14 protein-coding genes are annotated in these 17,986 nt (G+C 73.5%); 5 read left to right on the top strand and 9 right to left on the bottom strand.

All coding sequences use genetic code 11. The features are described from left to right. Nucleotides 1-9: 9 nt before the first annotated feature. A complete protein-coding gene (locus tag ACQPZP_RS10415) occupies nucleotides 10-441 on the bottom strand; it encodes an acyl-CoA thioesterase (protein WP_433477425.1) in 432 nt (143 codons plus the stop codon). After that, nucleotides 438-6,215, bottom strand: coding sequence for an SDR family NAD(P)-dependent oxidoreductase (locus ACQPZP_RS10410; protein WP_433477424.1), 5,778 nt, complete (start codon nucleotides 6,213-6,215; stop codon nucleotides 438-440). Before ACQPZP_RS10410 ends, ACQPZP_RS10415 begins: the two co-directional genes overlap by 4 nt. A gap of 574 nt (nucleotides 6,216-6,789) precedes the next feature. Between ACQPZP_RS10410 and ACQPZP_RS10405 the strand changes: the two genes are divergently transcribed. Both ACQPZP_RS10405 and ACQPZP_RS10400 read left to right on the top strand, forming a co-directional pair. Next, nucleotides 6,790-9,174, top strand: a complete 2,385-nt coding sequence (locus ACQPZP_RS10405; protein WP_433477423.1) for a SpoIIE family protein phosphatase — start codon at nucleotides 6,790-6,792, stop codon at nucleotides 9,172-9,174. A 50-nt stretch (nucleotides 9,175-9,224) separates the two neighbouring features. Further along, complete coding sequence (locus tag ACQPZP_RS10400; protein ID WP_433477422.1) at nucleotides 9,225-10,133, top strand: oxygenase MpaB family protein; 909 nt, start codon at nucleotides 9,225-9,227, stop codon at nucleotides 10,131-10,133. On the opposite strand, the gene ACQPZP_RS10395 is transcribed toward ACQPZP_RS10400, so the two are convergent. The 4 genes from ACQPZP_RS10395 to ACQPZP_RS10380 form a co-directional block, all read right to left on the bottom strand. Next, nucleotides 10,130-11,125 carry a RecB family exonuclease gene (locus ACQPZP_RS10395; protein WP_433477421.1) on the bottom strand — a complete coding sequence of 332 codons (996 nt, stop codon included), beginning with the start codon at nucleotides 11,123-11,125 and terminating at the stop codon, nucleotides 10,130-10,132. The two genes, ACQPZP_RS10400 and ACQPZP_RS10395, sit on opposite strands and share 4 nt — an antisense overlap. A gap of 15 nt (nucleotides 11,126-11,140) precedes the next feature. Continuing rightward, nucleotides 11,141-11,842, bottom strand: coding sequence for an MBL fold metallo-hydrolase (locus ACQPZP_RS10390; RefSeq protein ID WP_433477420.1), 702 nt, complete (start codon nucleotides 11,840-11,842; stop codon nucleotides 11,141-11,143). A gap of 10 nt (nucleotides 11,843-11,852) precedes the next feature. Beyond that, a complete protein-coding gene (locus tag ACQPZP_RS10385) occupies nucleotides 11,853-12,719 on the bottom strand; it encodes a PHP domain-containing protein (protein ID WP_433477419.1) in 867 nt (288 codons plus the stop codon). Nucleotides 12,720-12,789: 70 nt separating this feature from the next. Next, a complete protein-coding gene (locus ACQPZP_RS10380; RefSeq protein WP_433477418.1) occupies nucleotides 12,790-13,437 on the bottom strand; it encodes a DUF6758 family protein in 648 nt (215 codons plus the stop codon). An 83-nt stretch (nucleotides 13,438-13,520) separates the two neighbouring features. Between ACQPZP_RS10380 and ACQPZP_RS10375 the strand changes: the two genes are divergently transcribed. Continuing rightward, nucleotides 13,521-13,910, top strand: coding sequence for an NUDIX hydrolase (locus ACQPZP_RS10375; protein ID WP_433477417.1), 390 nt, complete (start codon nucleotides 13,521-13,523; stop codon nucleotides 13,908-13,910). Here ACQPZP_RS10375 and ACQPZP_RS10370 read toward each other — a convergent pair. Beyond that, nucleotides 13,905-14,903: a lysostaphin resistance A-like protein gene (locus tag ACQPZP_RS10370; RefSeq protein ID WP_433477416.1), complete on the bottom strand. Its 999-nt coding sequence runs from the start codon at nucleotides 14,901-14,903 to the stop codon at nucleotides 13,905-13,907. The genes ACQPZP_RS10375 and ACQPZP_RS10370 overlap by 6 nt on opposite strands. Nucleotides 14,904-14,987: 84 nt before the next feature. Between ACQPZP_RS10370 and ACQPZP_RS10365 the strand changes: the two genes are divergently transcribed. Then, complete coding sequence (locus ACQPZP_RS10365) at nucleotides 14,988-15,461, top strand: hypothetical protein (RefSeq protein WP_433477415.1); 474 nt, start codon at nucleotides 14,988-14,990, stop codon at nucleotides 15,459-15,461. Between the two features lie 56 nt (nucleotides 15,462-15,517). On the opposite strand, the gene ACQPZP_RS10360 is transcribed toward ACQPZP_RS10365, so the two are convergent. Further along, a complete protein-coding gene (locus ACQPZP_RS10360; RefSeq protein ID WP_433477414.1) occupies nucleotides 15,518-16,456 on the bottom strand; it encodes an HpcH/HpaI aldolase/citrate lyase family protein in 939 nt (312 codons plus the stop codon). 39 nt (nucleotides 16,457-16,495) lie between these two features. On the opposite strand from ACQPZP_RS10360, the gene ACQPZP_RS10355 reads away from it, so the two are divergent. Further along, nucleotides 16,496-16,996 (top strand): hypothetical protein, encoded by a 501-nt coding sequence (locus ACQPZP_RS10355; protein ID WP_433477413.1) that lies wholly within the window; start codon nucleotides 16,496-16,498, stop codon nucleotides 16,994-16,996. A 7-nt stretch (nucleotides 16,997-17,003) separates the two neighbouring features. On the opposite strand, the gene ACQPZP_RS10350 is transcribed toward ACQPZP_RS10355, so the two are convergent. Further along, nucleotides 17,004-17,909, bottom strand: a complete 906-nt coding sequence (locus ACQPZP_RS10350; protein ID WP_433477412.1) for an RNA polymerase sigma-70 factor — start codon at nucleotides 17,907-17,909, stop codon at nucleotides 17,004-17,006. Nucleotides 17,910-17,986 lie beyond the last annotated feature (77 nt).

The raw sequence follows: 17,986 nt of genomic DNA, 5'->3' as shown, positions 1-17,986 counted from the left end.
TCTCCTTCTTCAGCGGCCCGCCGACACGGCGTCCATCAGGCGGCGCATCGACTCGGGGATCCGGGCGGGGGCCATGTTGCCGTCGGCGTCCGCGCGGACGCAGGCGACGCGCTGCTCCCCCGTGGCGACGAGCTCCTCACCAGACGACAACCGCCTCCAGTACTCGAACTTCATCGTCAGCTGCGTCTGGCCGACCTCGCCGAGCGTCATCCGGACCGAGACCTCGTCGAAGATGGTCAGCTCCCGCAGGTAGTCGCACTGGCAGCTCACGGTGAGCAGCCGGACGCCGTCCCCGAAGCCGGCGACCACGTCCGGGGTGAACTCGCGCAAGCACAGTTCGCGGGCGCGTCCCTGCCAGCTGATGTAGTTGACGTAGTTGACGTTGCCGAGCAGGTCGGTGTCCTCGATGGTGACGATGTGCCGGTACTCGTAGCCCTTCACGAGGCGTCCTCCGTGAGGACGGCCAGGACGACGGGGTCGGCGACGCCACGGAGGCCGGTGGCCATGGTGGCCACGCGATGGTCGCCGGCCGCCAGGACGGCCCATCCGTCCTCGTGAGTGGAGTGGAGCGTGAACGGGGTGCCGGCGGGCAGGCCGGCCTTGACCGCCGATTCGCCCGCCGCCCAGACGCGGGTCGCGGCCGTGTCGAAGTCCTCGTCCAGCGTCTCCGCCAGGGCGAGGCCGTCGGGACCGAGCAGGCCCGCCCACGTCTCGCGGTCGCGGGCGGTGACCAGCTCCAGGTCGCAGCCGGGTGTGCTGGTCGCGAGGGTGACTCCCGCGCAGTGCGAGATCGACACGGCCCGTCCGCCGCCCGCCTCCGGCTTGCCGTCCGGGCGGTGCCGCAGCCGGACGTCGCCGCCGAGCAGCCGCCGGACGGCGAGCTCCGCGGCCTCGCGCCGGGACGCGCCCTCCGGGTCGGTGTCCACGATCGCCCTTCCCGCGAGGCCGAACTCCACGAGGGCGTGCTCCACGTAGGGGCCGAGCAGCGCGGGCACCCAGCCCGCGGGCAGCGGGAACTTCTCGACCATCCGGGTCGTGAAGCCCTCCCAGGTCTCGATCAGCTCACCGTCCTCGTCGGTGACGTCCATGTCCCAGCAGCCGTCCTCCACCCGGTAGCGGGCGTGGACGAAGGCGGCCGTCGCGCCGGCCGCCGGCCCGGGAACGAGCCGCCGCACCCCCGCCGGGATCGCCAGGACGGTCGGGGCGCACAGCGCGAGCGGCTGCATGTAGGCGTCGCGGGCGGCCGGATCGCCGAGCAGCAGTCGGCCGGGCAGGTACCGGCCGAACCAGTCGACGCGCGTGTCGGGCAGCAGCCGGGCGGTAACGTGCTTGGCGTCCGCCCGCCGGATGTCGCCCATCAGCCGGAACCGGGGCCCGTGGAACAGCATCGGCCCGTACAGCTCGGTCTGCGGATCGATCGCCATCGGCGGCAGCGCCGCGCTCTCCGGCCGGACGAGCCCGCTGCCCTTCGGCTTCCCGCCGGGCGCCTCGCAGACCGCGCGGAAGTGGTCCATCTGGAAGTTCGTGGTGCTGCACCGGACGACGGCGCTGACGCTGCCGGGCGAGGTGCGCAGCACGGCGACCCGGACGGTGACCGTCGCGTCCGCCGGGACGGCGATCGCCCGCAGGAACTCCACGTCGGTGAGGACCGGCACCGCCTCGGACCCGAGCAGAGCCGCCGCGCCCTGCGCCATGATCTCCATCCCGACGGTCCCGGGCAGGACGGCCTCGGTGCCGCCCCCGAAGACGTGCTCGGCGAGATAGGGGTCGCTGCCCCAGCCGACGTCCGCGTCGGCGACCAGCTCGATGCCCGGGTAGTTCACCCGGGGCCGTTCGAGGAAGCGCAGCAGCGGCAGCCGGCCCGCGCCGAACGACACCGTCGGCATCTCGCCGAACCGCCCGGTGACGACGGCGACGACGGGTGCGGCCGGGTCGGCGACGAGGTCGCGCAGCATCGCCACGCCCTGGTCGGGGGTGATCGTGGTGACGCCGGCGCGGGACAGGTTCTCCACCGAGCCGAGCCGCTCCCCCATGCCGACGCCCGACCACAGCGACCATTCGACGGCGCGGAACCGGCAGTGCGGATGCTCGGCGGCGAGCCGTTCGACCAGGTCGCTCTGCCATTCGTTGGCGACGGCGTAGTGGGCCTCGCCGCGCAGCCCGGCGCGTCCGGTCATGCTGCCGAAGGTGACGACGAGCCGCAGCCGGGCGGTGTCGACGGCGCCGAGGACGGCCTCCAGACCGGCGACCTTGGGGTCGATGGTGCGGGCGTAGTCGTCGTCGGTCAGCTCGTCCAGCAGCTTCGGGACGTTCCCGCCCGCGCCGTGCAGAACGGCGGTGACCGGGCCGAGGTCCGCCTCCGCCGCGGCGACGGCCGCGGCGACCCGGGCGGCGTCGGTGACGTCGGCGCGCAGGTAGCGGGCGGTGACGCCGGCGGCCTCCATCCGGTCGAGGTTGGCGGTCAGTTCCTCGTCGCCCGCCGGGTCGGAGCGTCCGACCAGGGCGAGCCTCGCGCCGCTCTCCCGCGCCAGCGCCAGGGCGCATTCGGCGGAGATGCCCTTGCCGCCGCCGGTGACGAGCAGCACGTCGTCCGGGCCGAGCGGCAGGTCGGTGCCGCGCGGCTCGACCGGCGCCAGCACGGGCTCGCGGCGGACGCCGTCGTGGATCACCTCGCGGAACCGGGTCGTGGCGGCGGCCTCGGCGGCGACCCGGTCCGGGGTGGCGGGGTCGTCCAGCGGGGCGGTCACGACGGTGGTCGCCGCCCAGGGCGCCTCCAGGTGCAGCGTCTTGGCGAACCCGGCCGCGCCGGGACCGTCCTGGACGAAGACGCAGCGCGTCACGTCCTTGCCGGCGAGGACGGCGGCGGCGCCGTTCCGCAGCGTGGCCAGCCGGTCCCCGCCGGACGGGACGATCACCAGCACGCCGTCGCCCAGCCGCGCGGACTCCAGCGCCGCGCGCAGCGGATCCGCCGCGGGATGGTCGCCGACGACCTGCCAGGCTCCGTCCGCCCGCGGGGCGGAGCGGCCGGGCACCGGGACCTCGCGGCGCTCCACCGCGAAGGCCCGCACCCACGGCCCCACGCCCGGCGGGACGATCTTCGCGGCGGCGGCCTCGGCGTCCTCCGCCCCGGCCGCCCCGCCCGCGACCAGCTCCCGCAGGGTCTCGGCGACCTGCCCGAGGGTCGCGGTCGCATAGCCGGTGGGAGCGGCAGGCTCGGCCAGCTCCAGCGTGCGCATCGCCTCGCCGACGAGCTCCGACACCACGATGGAGCTGAGGTGCAGGTCGTCCAGGAACTTGCTGTCCGCCTGGACGGCCTCCAGCGGGAACTCGGCGCGGCGCGCGACCAGCGTGCGCAGAAGCAGAAGAGGATCGTCGGTGTCCACGTCCCCCGGGACTCCCCCGTCGGACGCGGCGCCGGGCATGGCGGCACGCGCCGAGACGCCGGCGAGCAGCGCGGCGTCCACCTCGGGGACGATCTCGCAGAAGTTGCCGATGAACGCCGGCTCGCGGTCGGGGTCGAACGGCCGGATCAGCCGGTCGGCGAACAGTTCCGGGACGCGGACGCCCGCGCCGACGGCGAACGCGGCGCCGAGCGCGGCGAGCAGCCCGGTCAGGGAGTCCTCGTCGGTGCGGGTCGCCACGGCCGGGACGCCGGTGATCTCGCCGGCCAGCTGGGTGAGCACCTGCCCGGGCCCGACCTCGATGAGCAGGTCGGCGCCCGAGGTGCCTTCGCCGTTGACGGCGGCGGTGAGGGCCTCGGCGAACAGGACGGGCGCGGTGATCTGCTCGCGCAGCAGGTCACGCAGCTCGTCCGGCGTCAGCTCCGGGGACAGCGGCGCGCCGGTCACCGTGGAGAACACCCGGCGGCGCACGGGCGCGAGCGGCTCGCCGCGCAGCCGGCCCTCGAACGCCTCGGCGGCGGGCGCGACCAGCGGCGAGTGGAACGCGTGCGACACCGGCAGCCGGACCGCCCGCAGCCCGGCCCGGGTGGCGCGGCCGATGACCCGCAGCAGCCCGTCCGCCGGCCCGGACACCACGGTCTGCCGGGGACCGTTGTGGCCCGCGATGACGACCCCGTCGTCCTCCCCGGCGAGCAGCGCGGCGACGGTTTCGGCATCCGCGGTGATGCCGGCCATGGCGCCGTCGCTCTCGGCCAGCTCGCTCATCGTCGCGCCGCGCGCCGCCGCGATCCGCAGCAGCGCGTCCTCGTCGAGGGCGTCGGCCCAGTGCAGCGCGGTGATCTCGCCGAGGCTGTGCCCGACGGCGGCGCGGCCCTCCACGCCCAGCGCGGTGAGCACCCGCAGCCCCGCGGCGGACGCGGTCGCGATGCGCGGCTGGGCGACCGCGGTCTCCACCTGGTCGGCGCCGGCGGGCAGCGCCGCCGTCTCGTACAGCTCGTCGACCGACTCGAAGCGGCGGCGCAGCGCCCCGCCGTCCGAGCGGGTCCCCGAGCCCTGGCCGGGGAACAGGAACACGATGCCGGCCGGATCGGCCGGGCCGCCGACGAACACCCCGGACGCCGGGTCGATGTGGCGGGGCGTCTCCGCGGCGGCCAGCTCGGCGACGCGGCGGAGGGCGTCCGCCAGCTTCGCCGGGGTGCTCGCGACGACGGCGGCGCGCCACGGCCGCCGGTCCAGCCGTCCGGCCAGGTGGGCGGCGAGGTCGGGCAGCTCCGACCGGGCCGCCGCCTCCGCCGCGGCGGCCAGCGCGGTCGCGCGTTCGGCGAGCTCCGCGGGAGTACCGGCGTCCAGGGTGAACAGCTCCGCGTCCTGCGGCGAGTTGATCAGGGTTCGGGCGCGGGTGCCGACCCGGACGCGCCGGGACGGCCGCGGCGCCTCGACCACCAGGTGGGTGTTGATGCCGCCGAAGCCCATGGCGCTGACGCCCGCGCGGAGCGGCGCGCCGTCCGGCCACGCCTCGCCCTTGCGCAGGACGCGCAGCGCGTCGCGGCCCTCGTCCAGCAGCGGGTGCGGACGCTCGCAGCCGGTGGTCGGCGGCAGCACGCCCGCGCCCACCGACAGGACGCTCTTGATCAGCCCGGCGACGCCCGCGGCGGCCTTGGTGTGCCCGATGTTGGCCTTGATCGAGCCGACCGCGGCGGGCGGCGCGGACCCGCCGGCCGCGCGGCGCGCCTCGATCAGCGTCTCCAGCTCGGCCGCGTCGCCGACGGCCGTGCCGGTGCCGTGCCCCTCGAAGTAGGCGACCTCGTCCGGGCCGAACCCGGCGCGCCGGTAGGCGCGGTCCAGCGCCAGCCGCTGGCCGTCGGTCTCCGGGCGGGTGATGCCGCCCGCCCCGTCGGACGACACGCCCCACCCGTCGATGAACCCGTGCACGCGGTGGCCCTTCGCGACCGCGTCCTCCTCGCGCATCAGCACGACCATGCCGCAGCCCTCGCCGGGCCAGAACCCGGCGGACCGCTGGTCGTAGACGCGCATCTCCTCGACGGCCAGCGCGCCGGCCCGGGAGAAGCCGATCAGCTCGGTGGCGTCGACGCTGATGTCCACGCCGCCCGCGACGGCGAGGTCCATGTCGCCGGCCAGCAGCGAGTTGCAGGCGGTGATGACCGACAGCAGCGACGACGCGCACGCGCCGTCCACCACGTAGCCGCCGCCGTTGAAGTCGAAGTGGTTGCAGATGCGGCCGGCGATCGTGTTGGACAGGCCGCCCGCCAGCGAGTCGCCGTCCGGGACGGGGAAGGGCGCCTTGTAGGAGTGCTCCAGGTCGGCGAGCAGCGCCGCGAGCCGGTCGGTCTCGACGTCGCCCTTCAGCGCGTCCGCCACCACGCGGCGGACGTAGGGCCAGCGCAGCCGCATCTGCGCGGCGCGGATGCCCTCGCCGGTGAGGGAGTTGCCGACGAGCACGCCGGTGGTCTCGCCGGGCGCGCCGCGGCCCTCGGGGAATCCGGCGTCGGCCAGCGCGTCGGCCGCCGTCTCCAGCGCGAGCCAGTGGGTCAGGTCGGCGTTCCGGTAGGTGGAACCGGCGACCTTGAAGCGGACCCGGTCGAACTCCCAGTCGCGCAGCAGCGCCGCCTCGGTGATGTAGATGTGGTCGGCGGAACTCCGGTCGGCGTTGTAGTAGTCCTCCAGCCTGACCCGCTGGGACGGGATGCGGCGGAACGACCGCCGCCCGGCCAGGACGTTGTCCCACAGCTCTTCGGGAGACGAGGCGTCCGGGAACCGGCACGCCATGCCGACGATCGCTATTCGAGAACTCACATGCACCCCAATGCGCCTGCGCATTCCCGCGGACCCCGTTTCGGGCATGCCGGAACAAACGTCGGTGCCCGAGGGTGAGGAAATGCGGCAAAGCCGTGACCGACCATTCTCGGAGCGCGCGGAACCCATGCCGGAGACCGCGCCCGCTCCAAGATCAATCGCTAAGTTACTCGACTGTAGGAAGTCGGCTCAGCCTCCGTCAAGGGCCCAGGAGCAGCATTTAGAACGGACTTCTAGACCATGGACGGCCGCCGTCTGCCGCACTGTCCTCGGTCTTGCTCACTTACGCCCTGCCGTCCTGCGGCGTGCCCCGTTGACCGTTTCGCAGGCCATTCTCCATACACGCCGCGACCACAAGAAAGCCGAGTGTAATAACATGGCCATTAATGTCGACCATGCCGTCCAGATTCGGCGGCACGTCCGGAGAAATCCGATTGCAGAATGGGTGATCCGGCCGGCCGGGGAGTCGGCGGCACCGGCCCGAGCCCACCGCTGACACGAGAGATCATCGGGTCGGAGGTGCGGCCGTGTTGCCGGGTTGACCCCGTGCGACACGGGGGTCATCGTGGGTTGTATGACGAGTGCCGACTTCACGGCGATCGTCGATGCGCGGGGGATCGTGACCGGATGGAGCGATGCGGCCCAGCGGTTGACGGGGTACTCGGCTGAGGAAGTCGTGGGCCGCTCCGCGACCGGGCTGTTCGCCGGAGACCCCCTCGGAGAGTGGACGGCAGGCGCGCTCCCCCGGGTGGCCGTCCTGCGCCACCGGGACGGGCATCCCGTCGAACTGGCCCTGCGGGCCTGTCCCGTCCTGGGCGGGGACGGCGAACCGCAGGGATTCGTGGTCACCGCCACCGCCCCCGGCGGGCCGGAACCGACGGTGGCCGAGCGGGTGTTCCAGCAGGCGTCCGTCTCGATGTCCGCCTTCGACACCGGCCAGCGCTATCTGCGGCTCAACGACGTGGCCTGCCAGGTCATGGGGGCCGGCGAGGATTCGCTGACGGGCCGGTTCTACGGGCACACCGTGCCGGAGGACCAGACCAGCCTGGGCTTCCTCCGGCATCTGCGCGAGGTGGCCGAATCCGGAACCCCCTCCCACTACGAGAGCTACACGCACGCGCCCTCGGGGATCCGGGAGCACGCCTGGAACATCGAGATGTGGCCGGTCCGCGACGGCTCGGGCGAGGTGGCCGCGGTCGGCCTGGCCGCGTTCGACAGCAGCGAGCAGCACTGGGCCCGGCAGCGGCTGGCCCTGCTGAACGAGGCCTCGGCGACCATCGGCACCACCCTGGACGTGGTCCGGACCACTGAGGAACTGGTGGGGCTGGCCGTTCCGCGCTTCGCCGACTTCGCCAGCGTCGATCTGCTCGACTGGGTGCTGACGCCGGACGTACCGGACCCTCCCGAGGCGGCGGCGGCACGTCCCGGCCTCGCGCTGCGCCGGGTCGCGCACCTGTCCGGAACCGCGGGCACGCCGGAGGCCGTCATCGGGCTGGGCGAGATGGACTCCTACCCGCCGTTCTCACCGCCCGCCCGGTCGCTGGCGGACGGGCGCCCGGTGCTCAGCGGGGCGGGGGAACCGGACTTCGACCGGTGGATGTCGGAGCACGCGGCACGGGCGGCCAAGATCCATGAGCTCGACGTTCCCGTCCACTCGCTGCTGGCGGTGCCGCTGCGGGCCCGCGGGACCACGCTCGGAGTCGCGGTCTTGGTCCGCGCCCTGCGCCCGGAGTCCTTCGCCCGCGACGATGTCGCGCTCGCGGAGGAACTGGCGAGCCGGGCCGCCGTATGCGTGGACAACGCCCGGCGATTCACCCGCGAGCGGTCGACCGCGCTGACTCTCCAGCACAGCCTGCTGCCCCAGCAGCTGCCCGGGCAGGCCGCGGTGGAGGTGGCCCACCGGTATCTCCCGGCCGGTTCCCTGGCGGGCATCGGCGGCGACTGGTTCGACGTCATACCGCTGTCGGGATGCCGGGTCGCCCTGGTCGTCGGTGACGTGGTGGGGCACGGCATCCACTCCTCGGCGACCATGGGGCGCCTGCGCACGGCGGTGCGGACCCTCGCCGACGTCGACCTGCCGCCGGACGAACTCCTCACCTACGTCGACGACCTGGTGGTCCACCTGGCGACGGACGAGAACCGCGACGAGGACGTCGCGGAAATGGGCGCGACCTGCCTGTACGCGATCTACGACCCCATCTCGCGCGGCCTCGCCCTGGCGAGCGCCGGGCACCCCCCGCCCGCCCTGCTGCTGCCCGACGGCACCGTGCGGCTCGTCGAGATGTCCCCCGGACCCCCGCTCGGCATCGGTGGCCTGCCCTTCGAGTCGACGCGGCTCGAACTGCCCGAGGGCTCCCTGCTCGCCCTCTACACCGACGGGCTCGTCGAGGGCCGTGACCAGGACATCGACCGTGGCATCGAAGACCTGTGCGGGGCACTGGCCGCTTCCGGCGGCTCGCTGGACGACGTGTGCGACACCGTGCTGGGCGCGCTGCTGCCGGGACGGTCCGGCGACGACGTGGCGCTGCTGCTCGCCCGGACCCGCGCCCTGGGCGCCGATCAGGTCGCCACCTGGGACGTTCCGCCCGATCCCGCGGAGGTCGGCGCCGTCCGCAAGAACGTCCTCGCGCAGCTGGAGGACTGGGGGCTGATCGAGACCGGGTTCGTCACCGAGCTGATCGTCAGCGAGCTGGTCACGAACGCGATCCGGTACGGCGATCCGCCCATCCGGCTGCGGCTGATCCGCGACCGCACGCTGATATGCGAGGTGTCGGACGCCAACACCACCTCGCCGCACCTGCGCCGTGCGCACGTCTACGACGAGGGCGGCCGCGGCCTGCTGCTCGTCGCCCAGCTCACCCAGCGGTGGGGGACGCGGCAGACCACCACGGGCAAGACGATCTGGGCCGAGCAGTCGTTGCCGGAACCGGGGGCCGATCTGGCGGCCGCCTTCATGTAATGAGACACTTACTCCAGTTTGTTGCACAACGACTGGTGAGGTGTGAGATTTTGCCCGCGACCGTCCAGCCCCCCGAAAGCGTCACGTGGCGCGTGCACATCGACCGGTCCATGTGGGTCGGCGGGGTGCGCAGCCTCATGCTTCAGGCGCTGCACCCCATGGCCATGTGGGGTGTCTGGCAGAACTCCAACTTCCGCGAGGACCCGTTCGGCCGGCTCCAGCGCACCTCCGACTTCGTCGGCCTGGGGACGTTCGGCAGCCCCGAAGAGGTCGAGGAGGCCGCCTACCGGGTGCGGGAGATCCACCGGAGCCTGCGCATCCTGAACCACGACACCGGCAGGAAGGAACGGCTCGACCAGCCCGAACTGCTGCTCTGGGTGCACTGCGCCGAGGTCTACTCCTACCTGGAGGTGGCGCGCCGGGCAGGACTCCCGCTGACCGGCGCCATGGCCGACCGGTACCTGGACGAGCAGCGCTGGTCGGCGACGCTCGTCGGCCTCCACGCCGAGGACGTCCCGGGCAGCGTCGCGGACATGGAGGCGTTCTTCGCCGACATGCGTCCCCGGCTGCGGGTCACCGAGGAGGCGGCGGAGACCGTCCGGTTCCTGATGTGGCCCACCATGCCGGAGAACCTGCGGTTCCTCGCGCCGGGAAAGCCGGGCTACTTCCCGTTCGGGGCGCTCTGCTACTACACGCTGCCGGACTGGGCCCGCCGCATGTACGGGGTGCTGCCCGAGGTGCCGCGGCCCGCGGTGACGGCGGCGCTGAGGTCGTTCCGGCTCGCGCTGAACTCCGTGCCGGAGCGGCTGCACGACTACGCGTTCGCCAAGAACACCCGCGACATGCTCGAACGGTCGAGGCAGCGGCTCGCGGCGGAGGGATACGACCTCGGCAAGGGGCTCTACGGCCTGCGCGACCCGCGCCGCTGGCCCGGTCAGCGGGCCCTCGCCCCGGCCTAGCCGACGTCGACGGGAAGGGCCGCCCAGGGCTCCTTGCGCGGGGCGGCCTCCCGGCCCTCCGGGCAGTGGCGGGCGAAGTCGCACCACGAGCACAGGTTGCCCGGACGCGGCGGGAACAGCTCGTCGAACCGGGCGTGGTCGACACCGCCGTCCTGGAGTTCCGCCGCGCGAGGCTTCGGAACACCGCCCCCCGGAAGGGCCGGATTCCCTGTGGGGGGACGACCCCCCACACCCCCCGGAAGGGCCGGATTCCCTGTGGGGGGACGACCCCCCACACCCCCCGGAAGGGCTTTGTAAGCCTCGTCGGCGGCGGACGCCTCGGCGGCGATCTGTTCGGCGCGGCGCATGTGCCGGGCGAGCGACTCCTCGGTGTGCTCCCACACCGCGACCTCGCCCGACGGCAGGTGGTGCAGCTCGACGCGGCGGCACGGGCGGCGCAGGACGCGGGACGCCGCCACCGCGTAGATCGCCATGGCGAGCGAGCCGCGCGCGTCGTCGGCGGTCAGGACGTGCCGTCCCGTCTTGTAGTCGACGACGACGAGCTCGGGGCCGCGCGCGTCCAGCCGGTCGATGCGCCCGGACACGGCGATCCGGTCGGTGCGGGTCGCCACCGTGCGTTCGACGCCGAGCGGCTCGTCGTGGGGATCGAGACCGGCGGCGTACCGTTCGGTCATCTCGCGGGCGCGCTCCCGCCACTCGGCGGACTGGGCCTCGTCCCGGAACCCGTCCGTCAGCCAGCCGCGGGCCAGCAGGGTCCCGGCGGCCTCGGGCGTGCGCTCGCGGACGGGCAGCCGCCACCAGCCGGCGAGCGCGTTGTGCACGCTCACGCCGACGCTGTTGTGCGCCCACCGCGGCCCCTTCGGCGGCATCGGACGATCGAGGTACGTCATCCGGTAGCGGCGCGGGCAGTCCAGCCAGGTGTTCAGCCTCGACGGCGTGCACGCGTACAGCCGCTGGGGCATCCCGTCGAAGCCCAGCTGCTCAGCACCCACGCTCGGCGTCCCCGGTCAGTCTTCCTGCGCCAGGGAGCCCCAGCTCTCCCAGCGGGAGTCCTCGTCGCCGACCGTGGTCTCGTCGCCCTGGGCGGGGAGGATCCGCAGGTCCTTCGGCAGCGGGGTCAGCAGCGCGCCGATCGAGTTGAGCTGCTTGCGCAGGTCCTCGTAGACGCCGCCGATGGAGCCGGGACGGCCGCGGTGCAGGGTGTCGCCGGAGAACAGCAGGCCGAGCTGCTCGCTGATCACGCAGACGCTGCCGGGCGTGTTGCCCGGGGTGTGCAGGATCTCCAGCTGCGCCTCGCCGATCTCGAAGACGCCGCCGTCCTCCAGCCAGATGTCGGGTTCGAGGGACCGCAGCGCCTTGGCATCGTCCTCGTCCTCCTCCTCCTTGGCGAGGCGGCCGAAGTAGTCGCGCCACAGCAGCCGGTCGGCGCGGTGCAGCGCGATCGGCGCCCAGTTCTCCTCTTCCTCCTCGCCGGCGGCGGCGACCTCCAAGACCACGTTGAGGTGGTGCTCGTTGCCGTCGGTCAGCAGGACGGCCATGACCTCGCGGTCACCGACCTCCTTGAGGATGGCCTCGGCGTCGTACGCCGGGTCGATCACGATGACCTCGTCGTCGTCGCCGACGATGTAGGTGTTGCTCTCGACGTCGTACTCGGTGTCGTCGAGGGTCAGCGTCCCCGACGTCACCACCTGTTCGATGCGCGCGTCCACACTTCGCACCCTACCGTGATTCTCGGCGCCCATCGGGCAGACGGAGATCACCGCCGGTCGCGGCCGCGAGCAGCGTCTCGAAGGCGTCCGGCGCGGTCGTCTCGGCACCGATCCGGTCGCCGGTCAGCGCCCCGTGGTCGTCGCTGGACCCGGTCCCGACCAGGCCGAGCCCGGCGGCGAGGTCGCGCAGCCGGGCGCGGTCCTCGGGGGCGTGGTCGGGGTGGTCGATCTCGACCCCGGCGAGCCCGGCGGCGGCGAGGCCCTCGATCACCTCGTCCCCGAAGACGTATCCGCGGCGGCGCGCCCGCGGGTGCGCCAGCACGCACACTCCCCCGGCCGCGCGGACCAGCCCGACCGCCCGTGCCGGGTCGAGCGCGTACCGCTCGACGTGGGCGCGGCCGCCCTGCGCGATCCACTGCGGCGTGAACGCCTCCTCCGGCGCCTCGATCGCACCGGCCTCGACCATGGCCCGCGCGATGTGCGGGCGCCCGACCGCCTCGCCCCTGGCCAGCGCGCGGACCATGCCCCACGTGACGTCCACGCCCAGTTCACGGAGCCGGTCCACCATGCCCCGCGCCCTGATCACCCGGTCGTCGCGGACCCGGGCCAGCTCGGCGGCCAGCGCGGGCTCGGCGGGGTCGAACAGGTAGCCGAGGAGGTGGAGGCTCCGGCCGTCCTGCTTGCATGACAGCTCGATGCCGGGGACGAGCGTCAGGCCGTCCGGCAGCGCGCCGGCGGCCTCGTCCCATCCGGTGACGGTGTCGTGGTCGGTGAGGGCGAGGACGTCCACCCCGTTCCGCCGCGCCCGCCGGACGACCTCCGCGGGCGGACGGGTGCCGTCGGACGCGTGGCTGTGGCAGTGCAGATCGATCCGCATGGCCCCTTCATATCAAGCGGCCCAGCCGTCAAGGGGCACAGCATCAAGGGGCCACGGAGTCAAGGGACGGTCACGCGTCGAGGCGCGGGCTGTGGGCGCCGTAGGGGAGATCGAGTTCCATTCCCGGCTCGCGGAGGTCGAGGAGGGTCAGCCGTTCCAGCATGAGCACCCCGGCGTCGGCCGGCCACAGGACCGTCCACAGCCAGTTGCCCATCGCCTCCCCCGCGTAGACGGCCCGGTCGGGGCGCGCGCCGACCGCCCACATCGGCACGGACTGGCCGCACGTCGCGGCCGGGCCGCTCACGTCGAGCTTCACGTGCGGCGGGCTCCCGTTGAACGCCTCGCCGGGGTCGGCGCCCTCCAGCCCGGCGAAGTGGGCGCCGAGCCCGATCCCGGGCTCCTCGGCGATCAGCACCATGTCGGCGGGGCCGTGCAGAAGCCCCGGCCCGGACACGGCGACGGCCGTCGCCCGCGCGCCGGAACGATCGTCCCCGACCGTGGTGAACCCCGTGACGAGCCAGGCCGGCGGAAGAGGCCAGGGCGTCCAGACGGGGACTCTCGCGTCGCGCAGCACGGCGGCCAGCCCGTCCGGGCCGGGACGCTTGGACGGCTGCCTCGGCAGTACGGCGCCGTGCACGCCGCAGCTCCAGTCGCTGGACCAGAGGCTCGGCGCGCTGAGAGGGCCCGCGCATCGCGGGCATGTGGGCTCCGCCCTCATGAGTACCCACCCTGCGCGGCGACATCACGGCTCGTCAAGCGCGGGCCGGTAGCCGCCTGGAAAACAGGCGGAAAAATGGGGTCATGCGAGTGCGTTGCGTGGGCGGGATCGTGCGGGACGGCGACGGGCGGCTGCTCCTGGTGCGGCGCGGGCGCCCGCCCGGCGAAGGCCTGTGGTCCATTCCGGGCGGACGCGTCGAACCCGGCGAGGACGATCCGGCGGCGGTCGCCCGCGAACTGAGGGAGGAGACCGGCCTGGACGTCCTCGTCGGCCCGCCGGCCGGGACCGTGGAGCGTCCCGGGCCCGGCGGCGTCACCTACGAAATCCACGACTACACGGCGACCGTGGCCGGCGGGACGCTCCGGGCGGGGGACGACGCGTCCGACGTGCGCTGGGCCTCCCCGGACGACCTGCGCGAACTCCCGGTCACTCCCGGACTGCTCGACGCCCTCGCGCTGTGGGGCGTCCTATGAGACGGGTTCCGGCTCGGAGGCGGCCGCCACCGGCACCTCGTCCTCGGCCGTGACCCTCTGGATCCGCATCTTGCGCGCCACCAGCACGACGGCCCCCGCGTACAGCGCCATCGGGATGATGTCCGCCACGACGACCTGCCACGGGACACTGCCCTGCTCGATGTCGAGTTGGCCGACCGCCGCCGGGCCGAGGAACGCCATCAGGTTGTTGAACACGTGCATGGCGATGCCCGACTCCAGGCCCCCCGTGCGCACCGCGAGCCACGCCGCGATCGCGCCGAAGGCGAAGATGTCGAGGATCCCCCAGCCCGTGTAGCCGTGCCCGGCCGTGAACAGCGCCGAACCGACGACGATCCCCGGCCACGGCGTGCGGAAGACGACGCTGAACGCGCGGCCGGCGCGTCCCCTGGCGTTCTCCAGCGTGCAGGCGCCCATGGCCTGGAGCATCCAGCCGCGGAACGCGTACTCCTCCGCCGCCGACTGGAACGGCACCAGCAGGATGATGACGATGGCCGGGGCCAGGAACCGTCCCCACCCCACCCAGTGGTCGTCGCCGCCGGACTGGTCGTCCAGCGTGGCGGCCGCGATGAGCGACGCCCCGTAGGACACGGCGCAGTACAGGATCGCGAGGCCGGAGCAGACCAGCATCCAGCGCCGGCGCAGCCGCCCGGCGACCGACGACAGCGTCCCCGGACGCCGCCGCTGGACGCCCCACGCCGCGAGCAGCACCACCGGCAGGAACAGCGCCAGCGACCCGAGGTTGAACGCCAGGTCGGCGGTCTCGTCACCGAAGATCGAGTCGACGTCGGTGCCGGACGTGTCCGGGACGTCGCCGGTGACCACCAGCCGGACGACGGTCCCGATGACCATCACGCCGATCGCCAGGACCATCCCCACGACGACGATCCCGAGGCTCCCCACCAGCGGCCGCCACCACCGGTGCACCTCGTTGCGCGCCAGCCGGTGGAACGGGACCCCCTTCGGCGACTCCACCGTCCACGGCCGCTTGACGGGCGGCGCCCCGTACCCGCCGCCATAAGGCCCCGGCCCGTACGGCCCCGGAGGGTGCCCATAACCTTGCGCCGGGTCGTACGGCCGCTGCCCCCCGTAAGGCTGCTGGCCGTAGGGCGGCTGGCCATAGGGCTGCGGCTGGTTGTAAGGCTGCGGCCGGCCGTAGGGCTGGGCATATCCCTGCGGAGTACCGACGGGCTCCTGCTCGCCATAAGGCGGCTGACCATGGGCCTGCGGCTGACCGTAGGGCTGGGCATATCCCTGCGGACTGCTGGCGGACTCCTGCTCGCCAGGCGGCTGCTCGCCATAAGGCGGCTGGCCGTGGGCCTGCGGCTGACCGTAAGGCTGGGCGTATCCCTGCGGACTGCCGTAAGGCTGCGCCTGGCCGTAAGGCTGCGGCTCGCCATAGGGCTGCGGCCGGCCGTGGGGGTGTCCGGGGGCGCCGGGGTGTGCTGGGGCGGGCGGGGGCGGATCCGCCGGCGGCTCGCGGTCGAGATCAGGGTCCAGCGGAGCCCAGCCGTTGGTTTCCCCTGGCTCTGACACGTGTGACCCCTCCCGGAAACGTTCGCGTAGGTGGTACGAATCGTACGGGGCGTTCAGTTCCCGGGCGCGTCGAAGCGCTTCCTGCGCGTCAACCCCGCGGCGCGGCCCTTGGCGGCGATGACGAGCGCCATCTTGCGGGACGCCTCGTCGATCATCTCGTCGCCGAGGCGGGCGGCGCCGCGGCCCTCGCCCAGGGAGTGCTCGTAGGCGTCCAGGATCAGCTCGGCGTGGTCGTAGTCGTCCTGGGACGGGGAGAACACCGCGTTCCCCGCGTCGATCTGGGACGGGTGCAGCACCCACTTGCCGTCGAAGCCGAGCGCGGCGGAGCGCCGCGCGACGCGGGTGAAGGCGTCCACGTCGCGGACGTTGAAGTAGGGGCCGTCGATCGCCTGCAGATCGTTGGCGCGGGCGGCCATCAGGATCCGCATCAGGATGTAGTGGTAGGCGTCTCCCTCGGTGTAGCCGGGCGGCTGCTCACCGACCACCAGGGTCTTCATGTTGAGCGAGGCCATGAGGTCGCCGGGGCCGAGGACGAGGGACTCCAGCCGGGGCGAGGACGCGGCGATCGCGTCGATGTTCACCATGCCGCGGGCGTCCTCGATCTGCGCCTCGATGCCGATCCGGCCGGCGGGGAGGCCCGTCGCCCGCTCGATCTGGGTGAGGAGCCGGTCGAGCCACTGGACGTGGGTCGCGTCCGGCACCTTGGGCAGCATGATCGCGTCGAGCCGGGCGCCGGCGCCCTCGACGACCTCGATCACGTCCCGGTAGGCCCAGGGGGTCTCCAGGTCGTTGACGCGCACCACCCGGGTCTTGCCCGTCCAGTCGCCGTCGTTGAGCGCGGCGACGACGGTCCCGCGCGCGTCCTCCTTGGCGGACGGCGCGACGGCGTCCTCCAGGTCGAGGAAGATCTCGTCGGCGGGAAGCTCCTGCGCCTTCTCGATGAAGCGGGGATTGCTGCCGGGGACGGCGAGGGTGGTACGTCGAGAGCGCATGGCCCGGATGCTATCCAGCGGGTGTGAGACCCTCGGGGCATGGGTCTGAACAGGGCGCTGGTGGAGGAGGCGGCCAAGAAGTCGGGGCTGCTGTGGCTGGACCTGCCCGGCCTGCCGCAGCCGCGCGCCGCCTGGCACGTGTGGCACGACGGTTCCGCCTATGTGCTGACCGGCGGGGAGGGCGAGCAGCCGCTTCCCGGCCTGCCGGAGTCGGCGCACGTGACGGTGATCCTGCGCAGCAAGGACAAGGGCGGCCGGCTCGTCTCGTTCGTCGCCGAGGCCGAGCAGGTCGAGCCCGGCACCGAGCTGTGGGACGAGGTCACGCCGATCCTCGCCAAGGAGCGCCTCAACGCGGCCACCCACGAGGGCCAGGTGGAGGCGTGGGCCACCGAGTCGTGGATCATCCGGCTCACCCCCACCGACGAGGTGGTCGAGGCGTCGGAGGGGTATGCGACCGTCCGGCCCGTGCCGACCCCCGCGACGACGGCGGGCCCGCCCCCGCGCCTGTTCGGCGGCAAGCGCCGCGCCGTCGACCGGTAGATAGCCGTCACATCGGGAGTTCGCGCCCCTCGGCGATGGAGCGGAGCTTGTCGGGGTTGGCGACGAGGTGGATCGCCTGGACGCGGCCCGTGTCGTCGAGATCCACGGTGACCGTGCTGATCGGGCCGTTCGGGCCGTCCACGACGAGGGCCGGTTCGCCGTTGATGTCGACCCGCCGGATCAGCATGTCGGCCGGTTCGACGCCCGCGTAGGGCTGGCGGGAGATGCCGGTGAGCCAGCGGCCGACCTTGTCGGAGCCGTGGATGATCCGCCGCGCCGCCCTGACCTTGCCGCCGCCGTCCGTCCAGAGCGCGACGTCGGGGGCGAGGACCTCCATGAGCCGGTTGATGTCGCCGCCGAGGACCGCGTCCAGGAAGCGGTCGGTGACCTCGCGCCGCTCGGCGCCGCCCGCCTCGAAGCGGGGCCGCCGCGCCTCCACGTGCTTGCGGGCGCGGGTGCCGAGCTGCCGCACCGACACCTCGGAGCGGTCCAGCGCCTTCGCGATCTCGGCGTAGGGGTAGCCGAAGACCTCCTTGAGGACGAACACGGCGCGTTCGAGGGGGCTCAGCGTCTCCAGGACGACCAGCATCGCCATCGACACCGACTCCGACAGCTCGGCGTCCTCGGCGACGTCCGGGGAGGTCAGCATCGGCTCGGGCAGCCACGGTCCCACGTACGTCTCGCGCCGGACCTGCGCCGAGCGCAGCCGGTCGAGCGCGACGTTGGTGGTGATCCGGACGAGGTACGCCTTGGGGTCGGCCACGCCGGACCGGTCGGCCGCCGACCAGCGCAGCCAGGCGTCCTGCACGGCGTCCTCGGCGTCCGCCGCGGTGCCCAGCATCCGGTAGGCCACCGCGAAGAGCAGGTTCCGGTGCTCCTCGAAAGGTTCCTCGAACGCTTCGCTCACGGTCATCAACCCTTTCATGTCCCTCTCGCCACCAGGACGGGAGGGGCGGGCGCGATGTGACATACCGGTCCGGATCAGGCGGG

It is taken from the genome of Spirillospora sp. CA-142024, assembly GCF_050942325.1.
In the GTDB taxonomy this organism is placed as follows: Bacteria; Actinomycetota; Actinomycetes; order Streptosporangiales; family Streptosporangiaceae; genus Spirillospora.
The sequence above is the reverse complement of the archived record's forward strand: the minus strand, read 5'-3'. Positions and strand labels throughout refer to the sequence as shown.

What these genes read in the sequence shown, in the direction of transcription:
- ACQPZP_RS10380 (WP_433477418.1), bottom strand. Translation starts at nt 13,437, where the DNA reads ATGAGGGCGGAGCCCACATGCCCGCGATGCGCGGGCCCTCTCAGCGCG.
- ACQPZP_RS10375 (WP_433477417.1), top strand. Translation starts at nt 13,521, where the DNA reads ATGCGAGTGCGTTGCGTGGGCGGGATCGTGCGGGACGGCGACGGGCGG.
- ACQPZP_RS10385 (WP_433477419.1), bottom strand. Translation starts at nt 12,719, where the DNA reads ATGCGGATCGATCTGCACTGCCACAGCCACGCGTCCGACGGCACCCGT.
- ACQPZP_RS10360 (WP_433477414.1), bottom strand. Translation starts at nt 16,456, where the DNA reads ATGCGCTCTCGACGTACCACCCTCGCCGTCCCCGGCAGCAATCCCCGC.
- ACQPZP_RS10350 (WP_433477412.1), bottom strand. Translation starts at nt 17,909, where the DNA reads ATGACCGTGAGCGAAGCGTTCGAGGAACCTTTCGAGGAGCACCGGAAC.
- ACQPZP_RS10355 (WP_433477413.1), top strand. Translation starts at nt 16,496, where the DNA reads ATGGGTCTGAACAGGGCGCTGGTGGAGGAGGCGGCCAAGAAGTCGGGG.
- ACQPZP_RS10405 (WP_433477423.1), top strand. Translation starts at nt 6,790, where the DNA reads ATGACGAGTGCCGACTTCACGGCGATCGTCGATGCGCGGGGGATCGTG.